At 47.0% G+C, this 15,850-nt stretch carries 14 protein-coding genes and 1 riboswitch; of the genes, 13 read left to right on the top strand and 1 reads right to left on the bottom strand.

The genetic code is table 11. The features are described 5' to 3' along the window. Nucleotides 1-81: 81 nt before the first annotated feature. From rnjA to SB752_RS20530, 6 genes are all read left to right on the top strand, one after another. Entirely contained in the window at nucleotides 82-1,755 is a 1,674-nt protein-coding gene (gene rnjA, locus SB752_RS20555) for a ribonuclease J1 (protein ID WP_410717426.1), read from the top strand. An 87-nt stretch (nucleotides 1,756-1,842) separates the two neighbouring features. Continuing rightward, nucleotides 1,843-2,274 (top strand): BrxA/BrxB family bacilliredoxin, encoded by a 432-nt coding sequence (locus tag SB752_RS20550; RefSeq protein ID WP_103108081.1) that lies wholly within the window; start codon nucleotides 1,843-1,845, stop codon nucleotides 2,272-2,274. A 69-nt stretch (nucleotides 2,275-2,343) separates the two neighbouring features. Next, entirely contained in the window at nucleotides 2,344-3,234 is an 891-nt protein-coding gene (locus tag SB752_RS20545) for an aldo/keto reductase (RefSeq protein WP_410717425.1), read from the top strand. A gap of 104 nt (nucleotides 3,235-3,338) precedes the next feature. After that, nucleotides 3,339-4,034 (top strand): SDR family oxidoreductase, encoded by a 696-nt coding sequence (locus SB752_RS20540; protein ID WP_410717424.1) that lies wholly within the window; start codon nucleotides 3,339-3,341, stop codon nucleotides 4,032-4,034. Nucleotides 4,035-4,340: 306 nt separating this feature from the next. Then, a complete protein-coding gene (locus SB752_RS20535) occupies nucleotides 4,341-4,895 on the top strand; it encodes an RNA polymerase sigma factor (RefSeq protein WP_103108078.1) in 555 nt (184 codons plus the stop codon). Next, nucleotides 4,892-6,583 (top strand): DUF4179 domain-containing protein, encoded by a 1,692-nt coding sequence (locus SB752_RS20530; RefSeq protein ID WP_410717423.1) that lies wholly within the window; start codon nucleotides 4,892-4,894, stop codon nucleotides 6,581-6,583. Before SB752_RS20535 ends, SB752_RS20530 begins: the two co-directional genes overlap by 4 nt. 83 nt (nucleotides 6,584-6,666) lie before the next feature. On the opposite strand, the gene SB752_RS20525 is transcribed toward SB752_RS20530, so the two are convergent. Beyond that, on the bottom strand, nucleotides 6,667-7,905 hold the full coding sequence (locus tag SB752_RS20525) for an MFS transporter (protein WP_410717422.1): 1,239 nt from the start codon (nucleotides 7,903-7,905) through the stop codon (nucleotides 6,667-6,669). 191 nt (nucleotides 7,906-8,096) lie between these two features. Here SB752_RS20525 and SB752_RS20520 point away from each other — a divergent pair, with 191 nt between their 5' ends. From SB752_RS20520 to SB752_RS20490, 7 genes are all read left to right on the top strand, one after another. After that, a complete protein-coding gene (locus tag SB752_RS20520; protein WP_410717421.1) occupies nucleotides 8,097-9,092 on the top strand; it encodes an LCP family protein in 996 nt (331 codons plus the stop codon). A gap of 82 nt (nucleotides 9,093-9,174) precedes the next feature. Next, the gene (locus SB752_RS20515; protein WP_410717420.1) at nucleotides 9,175-10,626 is read left to right on the top strand and encodes a spore germination protein; all 1,452 of its coding nucleotides are present in this window, start codon (nucleotides 9,175-9,177) and stop codon (nucleotides 10,624-10,626) included. An 11-nt stretch (nucleotides 10,627-10,637) separates the two neighbouring features. After that, on the top strand, nucleotides 10,638-11,768 hold the full coding sequence (locus tag SB752_RS20510) for a GerAB/ArcD/ProY family transporter (protein WP_410717419.1): 1,131 nt from the start codon (nucleotides 10,638-10,640) through the stop codon (nucleotides 11,766-11,768). Beyond that, nucleotides 11,749-12,909, top strand: a complete 1,161-nt coding sequence (locus SB752_RS20505) for a Ger(x)C family spore germination protein (protein ID WP_410717418.1) — start codon at nucleotides 11,749-11,751, stop codon at nucleotides 12,907-12,909. The genes SB752_RS20510 and SB752_RS20505 overlap by 20 nt, the downstream gene beginning before the upstream one ends. Nucleotides 12,910-13,016: 107 nt before the next feature. Further along, nucleotides 13,017-13,132: riboswitch (SAM riboswitch) on the top strand. A 90-nt stretch (nucleotides 13,133-13,222) separates the two neighbouring features. After that, nucleotides 13,223-14,236 carry a methionine ABC transporter ATP-binding protein gene (locus SB752_RS20500; protein ID WP_410717417.1) on the top strand — a complete coding sequence of 338 codons (1,014 nt, stop codon included), beginning with the start codon at nucleotides 13,223-13,225 and terminating at the stop codon, nucleotides 14,234-14,236. Further along, nucleotides 14,237-14,905, top strand: coding sequence for a methionine ABC transporter permease (locus SB752_RS20495; RefSeq protein WP_103108070.1), 669 nt, complete (start codon nucleotides 14,237-14,239; stop codon nucleotides 14,903-14,905). It begins immediately after the preceding gene. Nucleotides 14,906-14,960: 55 nt separating this feature from the next. Then, nucleotides 14,961-15,803, top strand: coding sequence for a MetQ/NlpA family ABC transporter substrate-binding protein (locus tag SB752_RS20490; protein WP_410717416.1), 843 nt, complete (start codon nucleotides 14,961-14,963; stop codon nucleotides 15,801-15,803). Nucleotides 15,804-15,850: the final 47 nt, after the last annotated feature.

Raw genomic sequence — 15,850 nt, 5'->3', positions numbered from 1 at the left:
ACTGGATGAAACGAACGCCTCGCGTTGTGTTACAATAAGAATGGCATGCTTAGTTCGGGTTCCCCAAAAAAATCATGCACGATGAAGTTAGGAGGAAAGAGATTGGGCGACGTTAAGATTTTCGCGATGGGCGGCCTCGGCGAGATCGGAAAAAATATGTACTGCGTCGAGTATGAAGATGAGATTATAATCATTGATTGCGGGGTCAAATTCCCCGAGAATGAAATGTTCGGCATTGATTTGGTTATTCCGGATGTATCCTATTTGGTGGATAACCAACATAAAATCAAGGCACTGCTATTGACGCACGGACATGAGGATCATATTGGGGCGATTCCTTATATTATGCGCCAAATCAAAGTGCCGATCTACGGTGGTCGTCTGACCCTGGGCTTGGTCAAGGCGAAGCTGGAAGAGCACAAAATGCAAAATGACGTAAAGATGATTCCGATTTCGGAAGACACGGAAATTCCCTTCAACCGGTTGAAGGCCACTTTCTTCCGCACGAATCACAGTATTCCGGATTCCTTTGGGGTCGTGCTGCACACACCAGAGGGTATGGTCATCCACACGGGTGACTTCAAGTTTGATATGACACCAGTGGGACAAACAACGGAGTACGGTAAAATTGCCAAGATTGGTGCGAGCGGCGATGTATTGGCACTGCTCTCCGATAGTACGAATAGTGAGCGTCCTGGCTATACCATGTCGGAGCGAACAGTAGGCGATGGCATCCTGGATGTGGTCCGCAAAGCGCGTGGGCGCATCATTCTTGCTACCTTTGCTTCCAACGTACACCGTCTGCAGCAAGTAGTGGATGCGGCTGAGCAATGCAATCGCAAAGTAGCGGTAATCGGTCGCAGCATGGAAAAGGTATTTTTGATTGGACAAGAATTAGGCTACATCCAGATGCCTGAGGGCATGCTGATCGACATCAAGCACATCGACAACTATGCGGACAACCAGGTGCTGATTATTTGCACAGGCAGCCAGGGTGAGCCTATGGCTGCGCTGACGCGTATTGCATCGGGCTCTCACCGTACGGTTTCGATCTATCCGGAAGATACTGTCATCATCTCCGCGTCACCGATCCCTGGAAATACGATCAATGTGAGTCGGACGATTGACAAGCTGTATCGCGCAGGGGCAAACGTAGTACTTAGTCATGCATTTGACATCCATGCATCAGGACACGGTAGCAGTGAAGAGCTGAAGCTGATGCTTAACTTTATCCGTCCGAAGTATTTCATTCCGATCCATGGAGAATACCGGATGCTCAAGACGCACTCCAAGCTGGCGCAGCAGGTGGGGATTGAAGAGAGCAATATCTTTATCATGGATAATGGCGATGTCCTGAATTGCAACCGCGAAAAAGCGTGGCTGAGTAAAGTACAAGCGGGTATCGTTCTGATTGACGGCAGCGGTGTAGGCGATGTTGGAAACATCGTGCTGCGCGACCGCAAGCATCTTGCTGAGGACGGCCTCATGGTAGTTGTAGTCAGCCTGGATATGAAAAACTTCAAAATCCTGACTGGCCCAGATATCGTGAGCCGTGGCTTCGTCTACGTGCGCGGGTCCGAGTCTCTCATCCAGGAAGCGACAATGCTCGTCCGTCAACGACTGCAGGAAACACTGGAAAAGAAAATCAAAGAGTGGTCTGAGCTGAAATCGCAAATCAACGAGGTTATCAAGCCGTTTATTTACGAGAAGACAGGCCGTAATCCGATGATCCTGACGATTTTGATGGAAGTGTAGCCAAGGCGCACTTGTTGATTCTCCAACGGACATAATCGGGGTATAATATACGTATTAAAATGCGTTAGATAAAGGAGAGGTTGCCCAATGATGTCATATGAAGCATATATGAGCCAAGTGATCCAACCGATGCGTGATGAGTTGACTCGCAACGGATTCCAAGAGCTTCGCACTGCAGAAGAGGTAGAGCAAACACTGCCTAACCAAAAAGGCTTGTCGCTGGTTGTAGTGAACTCCGTTTGTGGCTGCGCAGCAGGTCTTGCTCGTCCAGCGGTTGTTCATTCCTTGAATCACTCCACAAAGCCAGACCATATCTTCACTGTATTTGCTGGACAAGACAAAGAAGCTACTGCAAAAGCTCGTGAGTATTTCGAAGGCTATGCACCATCTTCCCCGTCTTTTGCAATCATGAAGGATGGCAAGATCATGACGATGATCGAGCGTCATCAGATCGAGAACAACGATCTGCAAACGATCGCCAACCTTTTGACCAGTGCTTACGAGAAGTACAGCGAGTAATCGAATAGAACGTACACCAAGACGCTCGGAAACGGGCGTCTTATTTGTCAGATAGGAGGTAGAACCAGAATGAAAACCCGTTCATTTGGACGAGACCCACATCAGGTCTCGATACTTGGGTTCGGAGCCCAGCGAATTGTTGATGAGCATGACTGCACGGAGGACAAGGCAGTCGCCATTATTCGCCGTGCCGTGGAAGCAGGCGTCAACTATTTTGATACAGCTCCCAGCTATAGTGATGGCCAGTCAGAAACACGTGTTGGTCTTGGACTAAAGGGCTTGCGCGATAAGGTATGGATCGCGACGAAAACAGGCGGCCGGACTCGTGATTTGGCGCTCAAGGATTTGGAAGGCAGCCTGAAACGGCTCCAGACCGACTATGTCAACGAATGGCGCATGCACAACATCATGCAGCCACACGATTTGGAAGCGATTTTTGCCAAGGGCGGGGCGCTTGAAGCATTGCTGGAAGCGAAGGAACAAGGGCTAATCAAAAAAATCAGCATTAGCGGTCATACGGACCCGCGTCTTTTGGCAGAAGCCATTCGCCGTTATCCGTTTGACAGTGCGCTGGTAGCTCTTTCTGCGCTCGATCACTTTATTTACAGCTTCGCCCACGATTTCGTGCCGCAAGCAGTCGAAAAAGGAGTCGCGGTGATCGGGATGAAGGTAATGGGCCTTGGAAAGCTGGCTCCATGGACAGAGCAAGCGCTTCGTTATACATGGAGCCTGCCTGTCACGACCTCAATCCTTGGCGTCAGCAAAATGGAGGAGCTAGAAGCTGATCTTGATGCTGCAAATGCATTCGTGCCGATGACAGATATTGAGCGAGTGAAGCTGTTCCGCGAAATCATGCCACTGGTTCGCCCGGATGTCCTTCGCTGGAAAGCTCGTGAGTGGATGTCAGGAGAATGGTATCCGCTCCCGGAGCTGCCCTTTCTACAGCAACAGGACAAGTGAGTGGAGAAGTCCTTTTTTTCCTTAATGCGGGAAAGGGGGCTTTTTTTCTGTTCATTATTATACTAAAATATTTAATAAATTGAAAAAGAGTGGAGGGTATATGCATGAGCAAGCTTGTGGTTATTACAGGCGTGACCAAGGGATTGGGCAGGGCGATGGTAGATCGCTTCCATGAAGCCGGCTGGACAGTAGCAGGCTGCGGACGCACTGAGGAAGAAGTGATGAGACTTCGCAGCCATTTCGGAGATAAGCATGATTTTACGGTAGTCGATGTAGTGGATATGGGACAGGTAGAAAAATGGGCAGAGCATGTCTTTGCTGGAGCTGGTGTTCCTGATTTGCTGATTAATAACGCTTCTATCGTGAATCGCAACAGTCCTGTCATGAACCTCACAGCGAGTGAGTTTTCCACAGTCATGAATGTGAATGTGAACGGCGTTTTCCATGTTACTCGGGCTTTTTTACCTGAGATGATTCAGCGTGGGCTGGGAGGAGTCATCGTCAATATCAGCTCTTATTGGGGCAGATATGGTGAAGCGATGCTAGCTCCTTACTGTGCTTCCAAGTTTGCCATCGAAGGCTTGACCCAGTCGCTCGCTGCAGAATTACCTGCAGGAATGGCAGCGGTGGCCCTCGACCCCGGTGGAAGCATTGATACTTCCATGCTTCGTTCATGCTCGCCGGCTGAAGTGACATCTGCACCGAATCCAGATGCGTGGAGCCATGTTGCAGTTCCCTACATAATGGGGCTTGGTTCAGAAGCGAACGGAAAGTCGCTCACATGCCCGCCAGTAAACTAATGAATCGTGGATAGATAAGCTGTCAGAGAATTTCTCGGCAGCTTTTTTCATTTATAAAAACTCTGTATTTCAAGATTTCCCTTACCAATGAAAAAAGTTGCGATCTTTTCCCATCATTTTCCGTCCTATATAGATGTAGGAGCAAAAAGGCGGATAGCTGCGCAGCGACCCTTTTTGAATGAATCAGAAAGTATACCCCTCTCGTACTCTCATCCTGGTTCAACAAGAACAGCCTACCTCTAAAACGCGGTCGCTTATTCATAAACCGACCTGGACAAGAGGTTTGCTTATAGGAGGATTAAACAGATGCAGGACGATAGGATGATTGTTGAGGAGGTCCTTCAGGGGAACAAGGAAGCCTTTTCTCAAATCATACAAAAATATAACAAGAGAGTTCGTTTGCTTATCCGCAAAATGGTTGGGCAATCCCTGCATGAGCAGGATATGGCTCAAGAAATTTTCATCAAGGTATATTATCACTTGGGCGAATACAACCATAGTTTCGCATTTGGCGCCTGGTTGTACAGGATCGCGACCAATTATTGCTTCGATGAATTGCGCAAGCGAAAAAGATCTCTCCCAGTAACAAGCGAAGAAGTGGAGCTGTCTACGATTCAGACACCTGAACTAGAGTATCTGGCGAAAGAGCAAAGAGCCTATTTGCAAAACCGGATGATGACCCTCGAGCCAAAATATCGCATCGTCCTGGAACTGCGGTACCTCCAATTTATGAGCTATGAAGAAATTAGTGAAAAGCTAGGTGTTCCGCTTAGTACCGTTCGAACACGCATCTCTAGAGGAAAATCGAAGCTAAGAGATTCCATAACGAGAACAGGAAAAGGGGGTGACTTTTATCTATGACATGCTTGGATAAAGTCATGCTGGACGCTTTTTTGGAAGACCGGCTCTCTTTCGAGGAGAAGCAAGAGATACAGCATCATTTGATGACATGCAGCTCGTGCTTAAACAGGTTTGAACAATACATGGATGGACTGGACATGACTGATGACGTCGAAGAACAATGGCAGACAGAGACAATCGTCCAAAATGTCATGGAAAAACTCCCTGCTTATCCCTTGAAGGTGCTCAAAACGATTGACCCTCAATCATCCGTTCGAAAAAACTGGAAAAAACGGAGTGTGGATATAGTGAAGAAAACGACAATAGCAGTTGCTGGATTGGCAGTAATCGTAACACTCGGAACGGCTGTTTCCCCTACATTTGCTTCTTATGTAAGTGGATTGTATCAAGCCGTAGGCATCTCGAGCCCTGTAAGCCAGATCAAGGGACCTTATGCAAATGTTAGTAATCAAGTCGTCAGCTTATTCGATGAGAAGCAGACGGATCGGGGAATACTTGCAGCGGCTGCCAAAGGGTTTGTAAAACCACTCGATTTGAAAGCGACAGATCAGGAGTTAACTGTGGAAGTAAAGGCAGTTTTGGCTGATCCATTACGCTTGGCGATTTTGGGATCTGTGACAAAGCAAGATGCACTAGTGGAAGACTCACATATGATGATTAACACTTTTAATGTAGACGAATTCCGTGAGTTTCGACTAAAAGACAAAAACGGGAAAGTATTGACTCCATTCTACAAACAGAGCGAGTCATCCGCTTGGATGGTACTGCCAAACGGTAAAAATTTTTTGATTCAACGAGACCTAACCAATTTTTTTGATGAAAAGAATCCGCTACCAGACGAACTCATTGTAGAGCTACGAGTGAAGCACATGGGTGAAACAAAAGGAACCTGGAATCTGGATATTCCGATTGATATGCGACCAGCCAAGGCTGCTTCGAAAACATTAGCGATCAACAAGCAGTTTTCTGGTCCACAAGAAACGCTCGTTGCTCTACAGGAGGTGCGGTATGCGCCAAGCGGTACACAATTCGTGTTTTCTGAGAACAAAGCAGGGAAAGGAAAAAGCTTTCTTCATTATCAGTTAATCGATGAAAAGGGTACAAATCTTGGCAGCTGGGAAGAAATAAGAGAGCGATTTTATGAAGGTGACGACTACCCTGATACAAATATGATCTGGAATGCCGAAGCTGTAGACTGGTATGTAACGAAGAAATGGATTCACATGTTGACCCCAATTGACAGTACGCAGAAAGCAACAATGAAGCTGGATGCTGTCTTTACGGAGGAGAAGTCCTCTTTCCGTACAAAACTGAACTTTGCTGAACTGGAGAAAAAGCCGATAAAAGCGGAGGTTGATGGAAATCAATTTAGGTTCCAATTGGTTAATAAGCAAAGTGATAGCGGGCATATCATTTACACAATAAAGATAGAAGGAACGCTTGCCAAAGACATTGCTGCTGTTGCTATGAGAACTTGGAAAGCAACAGATGAGCATGGGGAAGAAGCCGCGAGAGTGATAGGGTACATGTCCAAAAAAGGAGTACAGAAAGATGGTAGGGTAGAGTTCAGTGGCGAACTCGGCATCATTAGCGAAAAGAAAGATTTGAAAGAGGTTACGCTTTCGTTTGACCAGATGATCAAAGAGCACAAGGTGGACTGGGAAATTCCACTTCAACCAGAAAAGTAATCGTTCGTGTCGATACATGGATCTACAAAAAAGCCGCTCGTTCCTGAAAAGGACTCGGGCGGCTTTTTCGGCAAAAAATATGTCTAAAGCGACGAGCTGGCTGATTGACTGGGCTTTTCGCGCTGGAAAAAGGAATGGAGCAGACAGAGCAGGACAGAGCCGGTCGCGACCACAGTTGCGAGCAGCAAGGTAGGCTCAACCCCACCCTGGTCGTACATGTAGCCAATCGCAAGGGGTCCGAGCAGTCGCCCTCCTGTCGTGATTGCCCCCACCACTCCTAAATAAAACGGCGCGAACTCCCCGGTTCTTTCCGTAATAAATGTAGGAATAGTAGGAGAGATTAGCATTTCGCCAAATGTCGTAATGATCATCCCGGCGACAAACGCAGAGTAACTGTCATGGTACATAAACATAAATCCAAAGCCTACTGCATAGAGAACCGCACTAACAATGAGCTGGGCAGACAGATTTTGCCGCATAATGCGCTTGAGCCAGGACGTAATCGGCTGACCGGCGAAAATGATGATTCCATTGATCGTCCAAAGCCAGCTGTAAGAGGACAACGGCATGCCTTTTTCGGTAATATAAGGAGCTACTCCTGTATTCCAAACCGTATTCGAAAAGAAGATAAAGGCAGCACCCAACGCCATGAACAAATACAGCTGGTAGCGAAGCAGCAGTGCAAATGAATTTGTGCGCTTTTTATCCTGCGCAGCTTCATTGGCGGAATCGCCAACCAGTTCTTGATGAGAGATGTTTTTCATAAATAGGAAGAAAAACAAGGCAAAAAGTAATGTGCTCACACTGTTGAACAGAAAAGTAAGCTGAAAGGAAAATGTTGCGATCACACCAGCCAAGGAGGTGCCGATTGCCATCCCTAAGTTATTTCCAACATAGACAATGTTAAACAATTCTCTGCGCTGCTCTTTCCAGCGAAACCCGATAAATGCTTGGATGGCTGGAAAGGACAGGTTGAACGTGAAGCCGAGCCCAGTCATGAGGGCCAAATAAACGGGCCAGCTATGAACAAAAGGAATTGACATCTGAATGAGGCCTTGCACAACCAGCGCTCCTACAATAAGCCGCTTGGCTCCGAGCCGATGAAATAGCGATCCGCCAACGAATTGCCCTACGATTCCGGCCAAGGATTGAATCATTAATACAAAGCCGGCTTCAGTCATGGAGCGTTGTAAAATCGTATGTACGTATAGCGTAGTCAGGGGCCACATGAATGCGCTGCCAGAGGAGTTGATAAAGCTGGCAATCAGGAAAAACAGCGCTTCCCGTGGGTAACGATTAAGCAGGGAGGTTGGGGAAAACACGGTGACTCACCCCTCGATGGATTGGTTTACAAATAGTATAACGAACATTAAAAACATTGTAAATTAAAATATATAATAAGTTGAATCGAACCAAATAAAGGCTGCTCCACTTTCTGCAGTTTCGAGTTATACTAAACAAAGTGGAGAGTTGAGTTACACGGATACGAAGACTAAAGGTGGAGTAGTTCTTTATGCGAATATGGAAACGAGTGTTGCTCCTGATGCTTGTAGTCATCGCTACAACAGCCGGGTACTACGGATATTCCTTTTATCAGTTTGCACAAAATATTCAAGAGCCCAATGTGATTACGCCGCCGCCACTAGATGGTGGAGCAGCAACAAAGGCAGCCGAGATCCCGCAGTGGGATGGCAAAGAGCGAGTCAATATCCTGCTGATGGGTGTAGACCGCAGAGGTATGAAAAACAATGGTCTCCCGCGTTCGGATTCGATGATGCTGGTCAGCGTAGATCCGTTGACGAAGCGTTATGATCTGTTCTCCATTTTGCGGGATACCTATGTGGATATTCCGGGCAATGGAAGCTCTCGAATCAACTCGGCGATTGTCGATGGTGGACCGGAGCTAGCTATGAAGACCGTAAGTCAATTTACGGGATTACCTGTAGATCGCTACGTCATTACTGATTTTGAAGGCTTCAAGGCACTGATTGACGCCGTAGGCGGTGTGGAGCTGGATGTGGAGAAGAATATGTACTACCACGATCCGACCGACAAGGGTGTATACGACATTCATTTGAAAAAGGGCTTGCAGCAGTTAGACGGGAACAAAGCGTTGCAATACGTTCGCTTCCGTCATGATGCTACCTCAGATTATACGCGCACCGAGCGGCAGCGTAAATTATTGGCCGCAATAGCAAATCAGATGAAAAACGGTACGACTTTGATCCAATTGCCAAGCATTTTGAAAGAAGTTACGCCGTATGTCCAAACGAATATCGGCTCGATGGATATGCTGAAGCTATCCGCACTTGGACTCAGCTTGAATACACAGTCGCCAGGAAATTACCAACTGCCGCCGATGGGAATGTTCCGTGAATCTCACAAGGCAGGATCGGTTCTGGTCCCCGATGTAGATCAAGTTCAATCCTTTATTCAGGAAAAGCTTCAGCCGCCCACTGCGGAAGCTATGCAGCCGATGGATGAAAGCAAGAGCAGCACGCCAAATTGAGCGTGCTGCTTTTTTTGTGTGTGGTGATGAAAGGATTGGGGCAGACTAATCCATGATTTTCTATGCATTGAGGTGAGCGTGGATGGATCAGAAGGGCGCACGCAAATGGTTTACCCATACAGGTGATTTGGTAACCGAGCAAATTGATGAGCCAAATGAGCGCGTGTGTCTTTACTATTTATCCAGTATGGCAGACGCCAAGGTCGTCTACAGTGAGCTCATTCCAAAGCTTAGAGAGATTTGTCTGGGCGATGTAGGGATTGAAGAGATCGAGCGGCATTTAGGAGGAGCTGGCAGCAACCGAATCTATGAGGAATCGGAAGCAATCAAGCGGTTACTCAGCGGAAACATTTACGTTCACGTAAAAGGAGCAGCTTACGGAATTGCCATTCCGAGCGACGGTACCGTAGGCAGAAATATTCAGGCTCCAGAAATCGAAACGGTTGTTCTGGGGCCACAAATAGCCTTCGTGGAAGATCTTCAGGTAAACATCTGCATCATACGCAAATATATGTCGACTCCTCGGTTGTTTCATGAAAGGTTGACCGTGGGAAATACGATCCCGATGGATGTTTCGATCCTCTACCTGGAGGGAACTGCTGATACGGAAAACGTGAATACTGTGCGTGAGCGTATTCAGAACCTGGAGCTGGACAGCAGCATGGACTCGGCCATTCTAGCTCAATATATTGCAGACAACGAAAAGTCATTATTCCCTACCTTACAGCAGACAGAACGCCCGGATCGCGTCATTCATGGATTGCGAGAGGGACAGATCGCCATCCTGGTAGAAGGAAGTCCGTTTGCGTTGCTTGGTCCCACGACCTTGCTACAATTTTTTCAGTCGCCAGATGACTATTACTTGCGCTGGAGTCTGGCTACATTCAACCGGACGATGCGTGTATTTGCCATGATTTTGTCGCTGATTTTGACCCCTGTTTACGTGGCGGCACTTACATACCATTACGAGATGATTCCAGCAGACCTGTTGCTTTCCCTTGCCCAATCACGTTCACGTGTGCCATTGCCGCCATTATGGGAAGCGATTTTGATGGAGCTCATCATTGAGCTTTTGCGGGAAGCAGGTGCCAGATTGCCTACCAAGGTCGGTCAAACGATCGGTATCGTAGGTGGTATTGTTATCGGTCAGGCGATTGTGCAAGCGGGATTTACGAGCAACATCCTGATTATTATCGTGGCCCTTGGTGCGCTCTCTTCGTTTATCGCGCCCAGCTATATGATTGGCTCGACCATTCGAGTCATTCGCTTTCCCATGATCTTGTTGTCGGGATTATTGGGGGCTTTAGGGATTGTTGTTGGCTTTAGCTTTCTGGCCAGTCACTTGCTGCGTCAGACCAGCTTGGGTCGTCCGTATATGTATCCGATCTACCCGGTTCGTTTCTCGGATTGGAAAGACGGCTTTATTCGTGCACCACTATCTTCCCTGACTGAGCGAAACCATTTTTTCTCGCCCAAAAAAGTACGTCGTTTTGATCGTGACAAGGCAAAAGAAAAGAAAGACATCGACGAGTAAGAGAGGCTCTTATGGACACCAATATTGAGGTAAAAAAAGGGAACACGATATCAGCGTTTCTGGCTGGATTTATGGTTCATGGTACCCAACTTGGAGTCGGGGTTCTTGGTTTTCAGCGTGTCATCGCAAAGGAGTCAGGACATGATGCGTGGATATCGGTCATTATGGCCGGGCTATTTACCCATCTGACCGTATGGGTGATTGTGAAGACCTTGCAGAAATACCCCTCGTCAGACATATACGGAATCCAGAACGACGTGTTTGGAAAGTGGATCGGGACGTGCTTAGGAGTCGTTTATTTGACGTATTTTTTTATGTCAGCGGGTGTGGTATTACGTACCTACATCGAAGTGGTGCAGACATGGGTGTTTCCGAATTTGCCGACATGGATATTGTCAGCGATCATTCTCATTCTTGCTTTTTACACGGTCTTGGGAGGGATTCGTGTAGTCGCTGGCTATACGTTCTTTTCAGTGGCGGTCACGATTTGGCTCATATGTGACCTGTACTTTCCGCTACAATTTGCACAGTGGGAGTATTTATTTCCGATTTTGGATACGAACATGGAGCAGCTTTTCAAAGGCATGGTAGCAATGTCGTTGACCAGTATCGGCTTCGAAGTCATCTATGCCGTGTACCCGTATGTGCAAAATAAGGAAAGAGTGGTTAGCAGCACACAATGGGCCATACTCGTTACCTATTTGATCTATACGTTAGTCATGGTCGTGTCGCTGGTCTTTTTTAGTCAAGGACAGTTAATGAGAACGATCTGGGCGACGCTCAATCTGAAAAAAATGGTGTACATGCCTATTATGGAGAGGTTTGAGCTTGTAGGCATTTCCATGTGGCTACTCGTGGTTCTGCCAAACATCATGATCTTTCTCTGGGCTTCTGCACGTGGGATCAAACGATTGTTTGGCTGGAATCTGCGCAAATCGTTGTATTGGATTTTACCTATCATTTACATCGCTTCACTGGCACTTCTCACCAGACAGGAGATGAATCGGCTCAACGACATTTACTCCAAAATCGGAATGTATGTCGCCTACATATATCCGTATTTTTTGTATTTAATGGTCATCATAAAGCAGCGTGCCAAGCGAGCGAAGGAGGGTGCGTCAGATGCATCTATACCCGAATAGCCAGAAAAAATGGTTCATGCATTATTGGGCTATGTGGTGCTCCCTAATCTTGATGATGACAGGCTGCTCGGACAGGCAGATTTTTGACGAGACGGGCCTCGCTACCGTAGTTGGTTATGACCAGTTGAAAGATAAAAATATTCGCGCCACCATCGTGATGCCCTCGATCAATCCGGAAGCAAAGGAAAAAATTCAAGTGATTTCTGCTGTGGGCGAAACCAGTAAAGGAATTCGCGACCGTACGAATTTGCAATCAGATAAGCGGATACTGGGAGGGCAAATACGCGTAGCCCTGTACAACGAGCATTTTGCCCGAAATGGAATTGGCAGCATTATTGATACGCTGTATCGGGATTCCTCTCTTTCCAGCAGAGTCTACCTCTGTGTATATGATGGAGATACTTATGATCTCTTGACATACCCGTATAAGGAAGAAGGAAATATCGGGATCTATATGTATAGAATGATTGAACAAAATATAAAAGGAGAAAAAATCCCTTCGTCTACCATGCATGAATTTTTCAGGGCTTACTATGATACAGGGATCGACCCAATCATGCCCTTTATTACGCGAAAAGGAGACGAATTGATGATTAAAGGGGTCGCCTTGTTTCGCGGCGATCGCTATGTGGGATGGATCTCGCCTAAGGAAGCTTTTCTGATCAAGCTTATTCATGGCAAGTTCAAAATTGGTAGCTATGATACCTCAGTGCCTGCTCAGATTTTCGGTCAGACCCCAAAGGATCAAAGTAATAAAAAAGATAAAGTACAGCTCGTCTTTGATACCATTTCAAGTGTCTCCAAAATCAAGCTGGAGCAAGCATCCCCTCCGCACTTTAATGTCCATGTTCGCTTGCATGCACGTATTCTTGAGATGACGCTTCCGTTGAAGCTGGAGGACCCCAAGATGATGAAGATTATGGAAAGGGCGTTGGAGCAGGAGATCGAACAGGAGCTGCAAAAGGTAATCAAAAAACTGCAAGCGATGGGTGTCGATCCTGCTGGCTTCGGCATCGTGTATCGTGCGAATCAGAGGGGCATGTCCGAGATGACCGTAAACGAATGGAGGAAGATGTTTAAGGACGCACAGTTTCAATTTCATGTGAAAGCAACCATCATCCGAAATGGCGTCATGGATTAGAAAAAACTTTTACCTACTATTACTATTGACTTACTATTTTCAAAAGCGATATAATCCGACTTGTATCATGAAAATATGCAAAACGAACATAATATACGTGGAAATCTTTCTTATCAAGAGAGGCGGAGGGACAGGCCCTATGAAGCCCGGCAACCGGTCTATTTTCGAATAGACGTCGCGGTGCCAATTCCTACAAGATTGATTGGATCTTGATAGATGAGAAGGGTGGATGCGAACGTATAAATTGCGTTGCAGCCCCTTTTTCGTTTGATGAAAAAGGGGCTCGTTTGTTTTTAACGGGAGGTGGAAATGGTTGATTCAACTGCGAGAGCTGCATAAGAGCTATCTGGTACAGGGAAATAAAATCCCTGCATTACTGGGGATTAACCTCTCAATCAAAAAGGGAGAGATATATGGGATTATTGGCCATTCCGGTGCGGGGAAAAGTACATTAATTCGTTGTATGAATCTGCTGGAGCGGCCAACTACAGGCGAGGTCATCATTGACGGTGTTGATTTGACCAAGCTGGATGATCGGAGGCTGCAGGAGCAGCGCCGTCACGTCGGTATGATTTTTCAACACTTTAATTTGCTGTCATCGGCTACGGTTGGTGAAAACGTCGCTTTTCCGTTGAAGCTGGCAAAGCGCCCCAAAGCCGAGATCAAGAAAAAGGTGGACGAACTATTAAAGCTGGTGGGCCTTGAGGATCATCGGGACAAATATCCGGCACAGCTGTCAGGCGGACAGAAGCAGCGGGTAGGGATTGCACGGGCTTTGGCGAACGACCCGAAGGTACTCTTGTGTGATGAAGCTACATCGGCGCTCGATCCACAGACGACCAACTCCATTTTGGCGCTGCTCCTCGATATTAATCGCAAGCTGGGGCTGACTATCGTACTCATTACACATGAGATGCAGGTCATCCGCTCCATTTGTGATCGGGTAGGTGTTATTGACGGTGGCCTGATTGTAGAGGAAGGCGATGTGCTTGAAGTATTCCTCAAGCCGAAGCACCCGACCACACAGGAATTTGTAGAGCAGGTGGCTGATTCTCATGAGCTGCGCGAAATGGTAGCGCATGAGAAGGCTTCCGGTAATCGCACGATCGCACGCGTCACCTTTTTGGGGGAACAGACGTACAAGCCGATTCTGTTTCAGACGATGCAAGAGACAGGTACTGTGTTCAGCATCCTGCAAGGGACGATCTCACGGATGAAAGATACGCCGTATGGTCAGCTTGTTGTCGAGCTGGAAGGCAATGCAGAACAAAACAAGCAGGCAATCGAGAAGCTGCGTGAGCGTGGCCTGGAAGTGGAGGTGATCTAGATGGAGTGGCTGGAACTAAAAAATGTGGATTGGTCTGAGATTGGAATTGGGACAGTAGATACACTCTCCATGCTTGGTTTTTCAACCTTGTTTACCATCTTGATTGGATTGCCGCTGGGCATCATTCTGTTTCTCACCTCAAGAGGGCAGCTTCTGGCCAACCGTGGATTTTATCTCGTCGCATCTTTTATTGTGAACGTCCTGCGTTCCGTTCCTTTTATCATTTTGATGATCTTATTGATTCCTGTTACCAAAGCGATTGTAGGTACCTCGCTGGGAGTACTTGGCTCCATCCCGCCGCTGGTCATCGGGGCAGCGCCATTTTTTGCCCGACTGGTCGAAACCTCTTTGCGGGAAGTAGATCGCGGGGTAACGGAGGCAGCACAATCCATGGGTGCTTCGAATTGGCAAATTGTCTGGAACGTACTTTTGCCGGAAGCCCGCTCGGGTCTGATTGCAGGGATTACGATTACGACAGTCGCCCTCGTTTCCTATACGGCGATGTCCGGGGTTATCGGTGGCGGTGGCTTGGGTGATCTGGCGATTCGCTATGGATATCAACGCTTCCAGACTGATGTCATGATTGTTACTGTTGTTATTTTGTTAGTGTTGGTTCAGATCTTGCAATCGCTGGGGGACCGTCTGGTTCTCAAATACAGCCGCAAGTAAGGTCTTTCCATAAATCGTTTTAGAAGTGGTTTACAAATAAAGGGGGAAATCTACTGTGAAGAAACTGGTTGTATCTGTACTTTCTACTGTATTGGCATTTTCTTTGGCAGCTTGCGGAAGCAAAACAGAAACCGCTCCTGCTCCATCTACAGGTGGCGCACAAGGTGGACAACAACAAGAAGTTACGTTGACTATTGGTGCTACTGCTGTACCACACGGGGAAATCCTGAAGTTTGTTCAACCTAAGCTGAAGGAACAAGGTGTAAACTTGGTGATTAAAGAATTCACTGACTATGTACAACCAAACGTACAAGTAAATGAAAAACAACTCGACGGAAACTTCTTCCAACATAAACCATACCTGGAGCAATTCAATAAAGACCAGAACATGACTTTGGAGCCTGTGACTGCGGTACACATTGAGCCATTCGGTGCTTACTCCAAAAAAATCAAAAGCGTTGATGAGCTAGTTGATGGCGCAACAATCGCACTGCCAAACGACGTAACCAACAACGGTCGTGCGCTGGCTCTTCTCGAAAAAAACGGTGTAATCAAGCTGAAAGACGGCGTAGGCATCAGCGGTACGGTAAAAGATATCGTAGAAAACAAGAAAAACGTGAAATTCAAAGAAGTTGAGGCTGCTATGCTGCCGCGCGTTCTGGATGAAGTAGATCTGGCTCTGATCAACACTAACTATGCATTGGAAGCGAAGCTCGTACCTACCAAAGATGCTCTGTTCATCGAAGACAAAGAATCTCCATATGCAAACTTCCTGGTAGCTCGTCCTGACAACAAGGATTCCGAAGCAATGCAAAAGCTGGCGAAAGAACTGAACTCGCCTGAGGTGAAAAAATTCCTCGAAGACACATACCAAGGCGCGATCATCCCAGCGTTCTAAGTAACCAATTAATTGAGCGATCACATAAACCCAATCTGCCTACTACG

It is taken from the genome of Brevibacillus sp. SIMBA_040 (genome assembly GCF_046535075.1).
GTDB lineage: Bacteria > Bacillota > Bacilli > Brevibacillales > Brevibacillaceae > Brevibacillus.
This window is presented reverse-complemented; position numbering and strand designations above follow the sequence as displayed.

Excerpts from the sequence above, each read along its gene's own strand:
- SB752_RS20510 (WP_410717419.1), top strand. The coding sequence starts at position 10,638 with ATGGACACCAATATTGAGGTAAAAAAAGGGAACACGATATCAGCGTTT.
- SB752_RS20515 (WP_410717420.1), top strand. The coding sequence starts at position 9,175 with ATGGATCAGAAGGGCGCACGCAAATGGTTTACCCATACAGGTGATTTG.
- SB752_RS20520 (WP_410717421.1), top strand. The coding sequence starts at position 8,097 with ATGCGAATATGGAAACGAGTGTTGCTCCTGATGCTTGTAGTCATCGCT.
- SB752_RS20545 (WP_410717425.1), top strand. The coding sequence starts at position 2,344 with ATGAAAACCCGTTCATTTGGACGAGACCCACATCAGGTCTCGATACTT.
- SB752_RS20530 (WP_410717423.1), top strand. The coding sequence starts at position 4,892 with ATGACATGCTTGGATAAAGTCATGCTGGACGCTTTTTTGGAAGACCGG.
- SB752_RS20495 (WP_103108070.1), top strand. The coding sequence starts at position 14,237 with ATGGAGTGGCTGGAACTAAAAAATGTGGATTGGTCTGAGATTGGAATT.
- SB752_RS20540 (WP_410717424.1), top strand. The coding sequence starts at position 3,339 with ATGAGCAAGCTTGTGGTTATTACAGGCGTGACCAAGGGATTGGGCAGG.
- SB752_RS20505 (WP_410717418.1), top strand. The coding sequence starts at position 11,749 with ATGCATCTATACCCGAATAGCCAGAAAAAATGGTTCATGCATTATTGG.
- SB752_RS20550 (WP_103108081.1), top strand. The coding sequence starts at position 1,843 with ATGATGTCATATGAAGCATATATGAGCCAAGTGATCCAACCGATGCGT.
- rnjA (WP_410717426.1), top strand. The coding sequence starts at position 82 with ATGAAGTTAGGAGGAAAGAGATTGGGCGACGTTAAGATTTTCGCGATG.
- SB752_RS20535 (WP_103108078.1), top strand. The coding sequence starts at position 4,341 with ATGCAGGACGATAGGATGATTGTTGAGGAGGTCCTTCAGGGGAACAAG.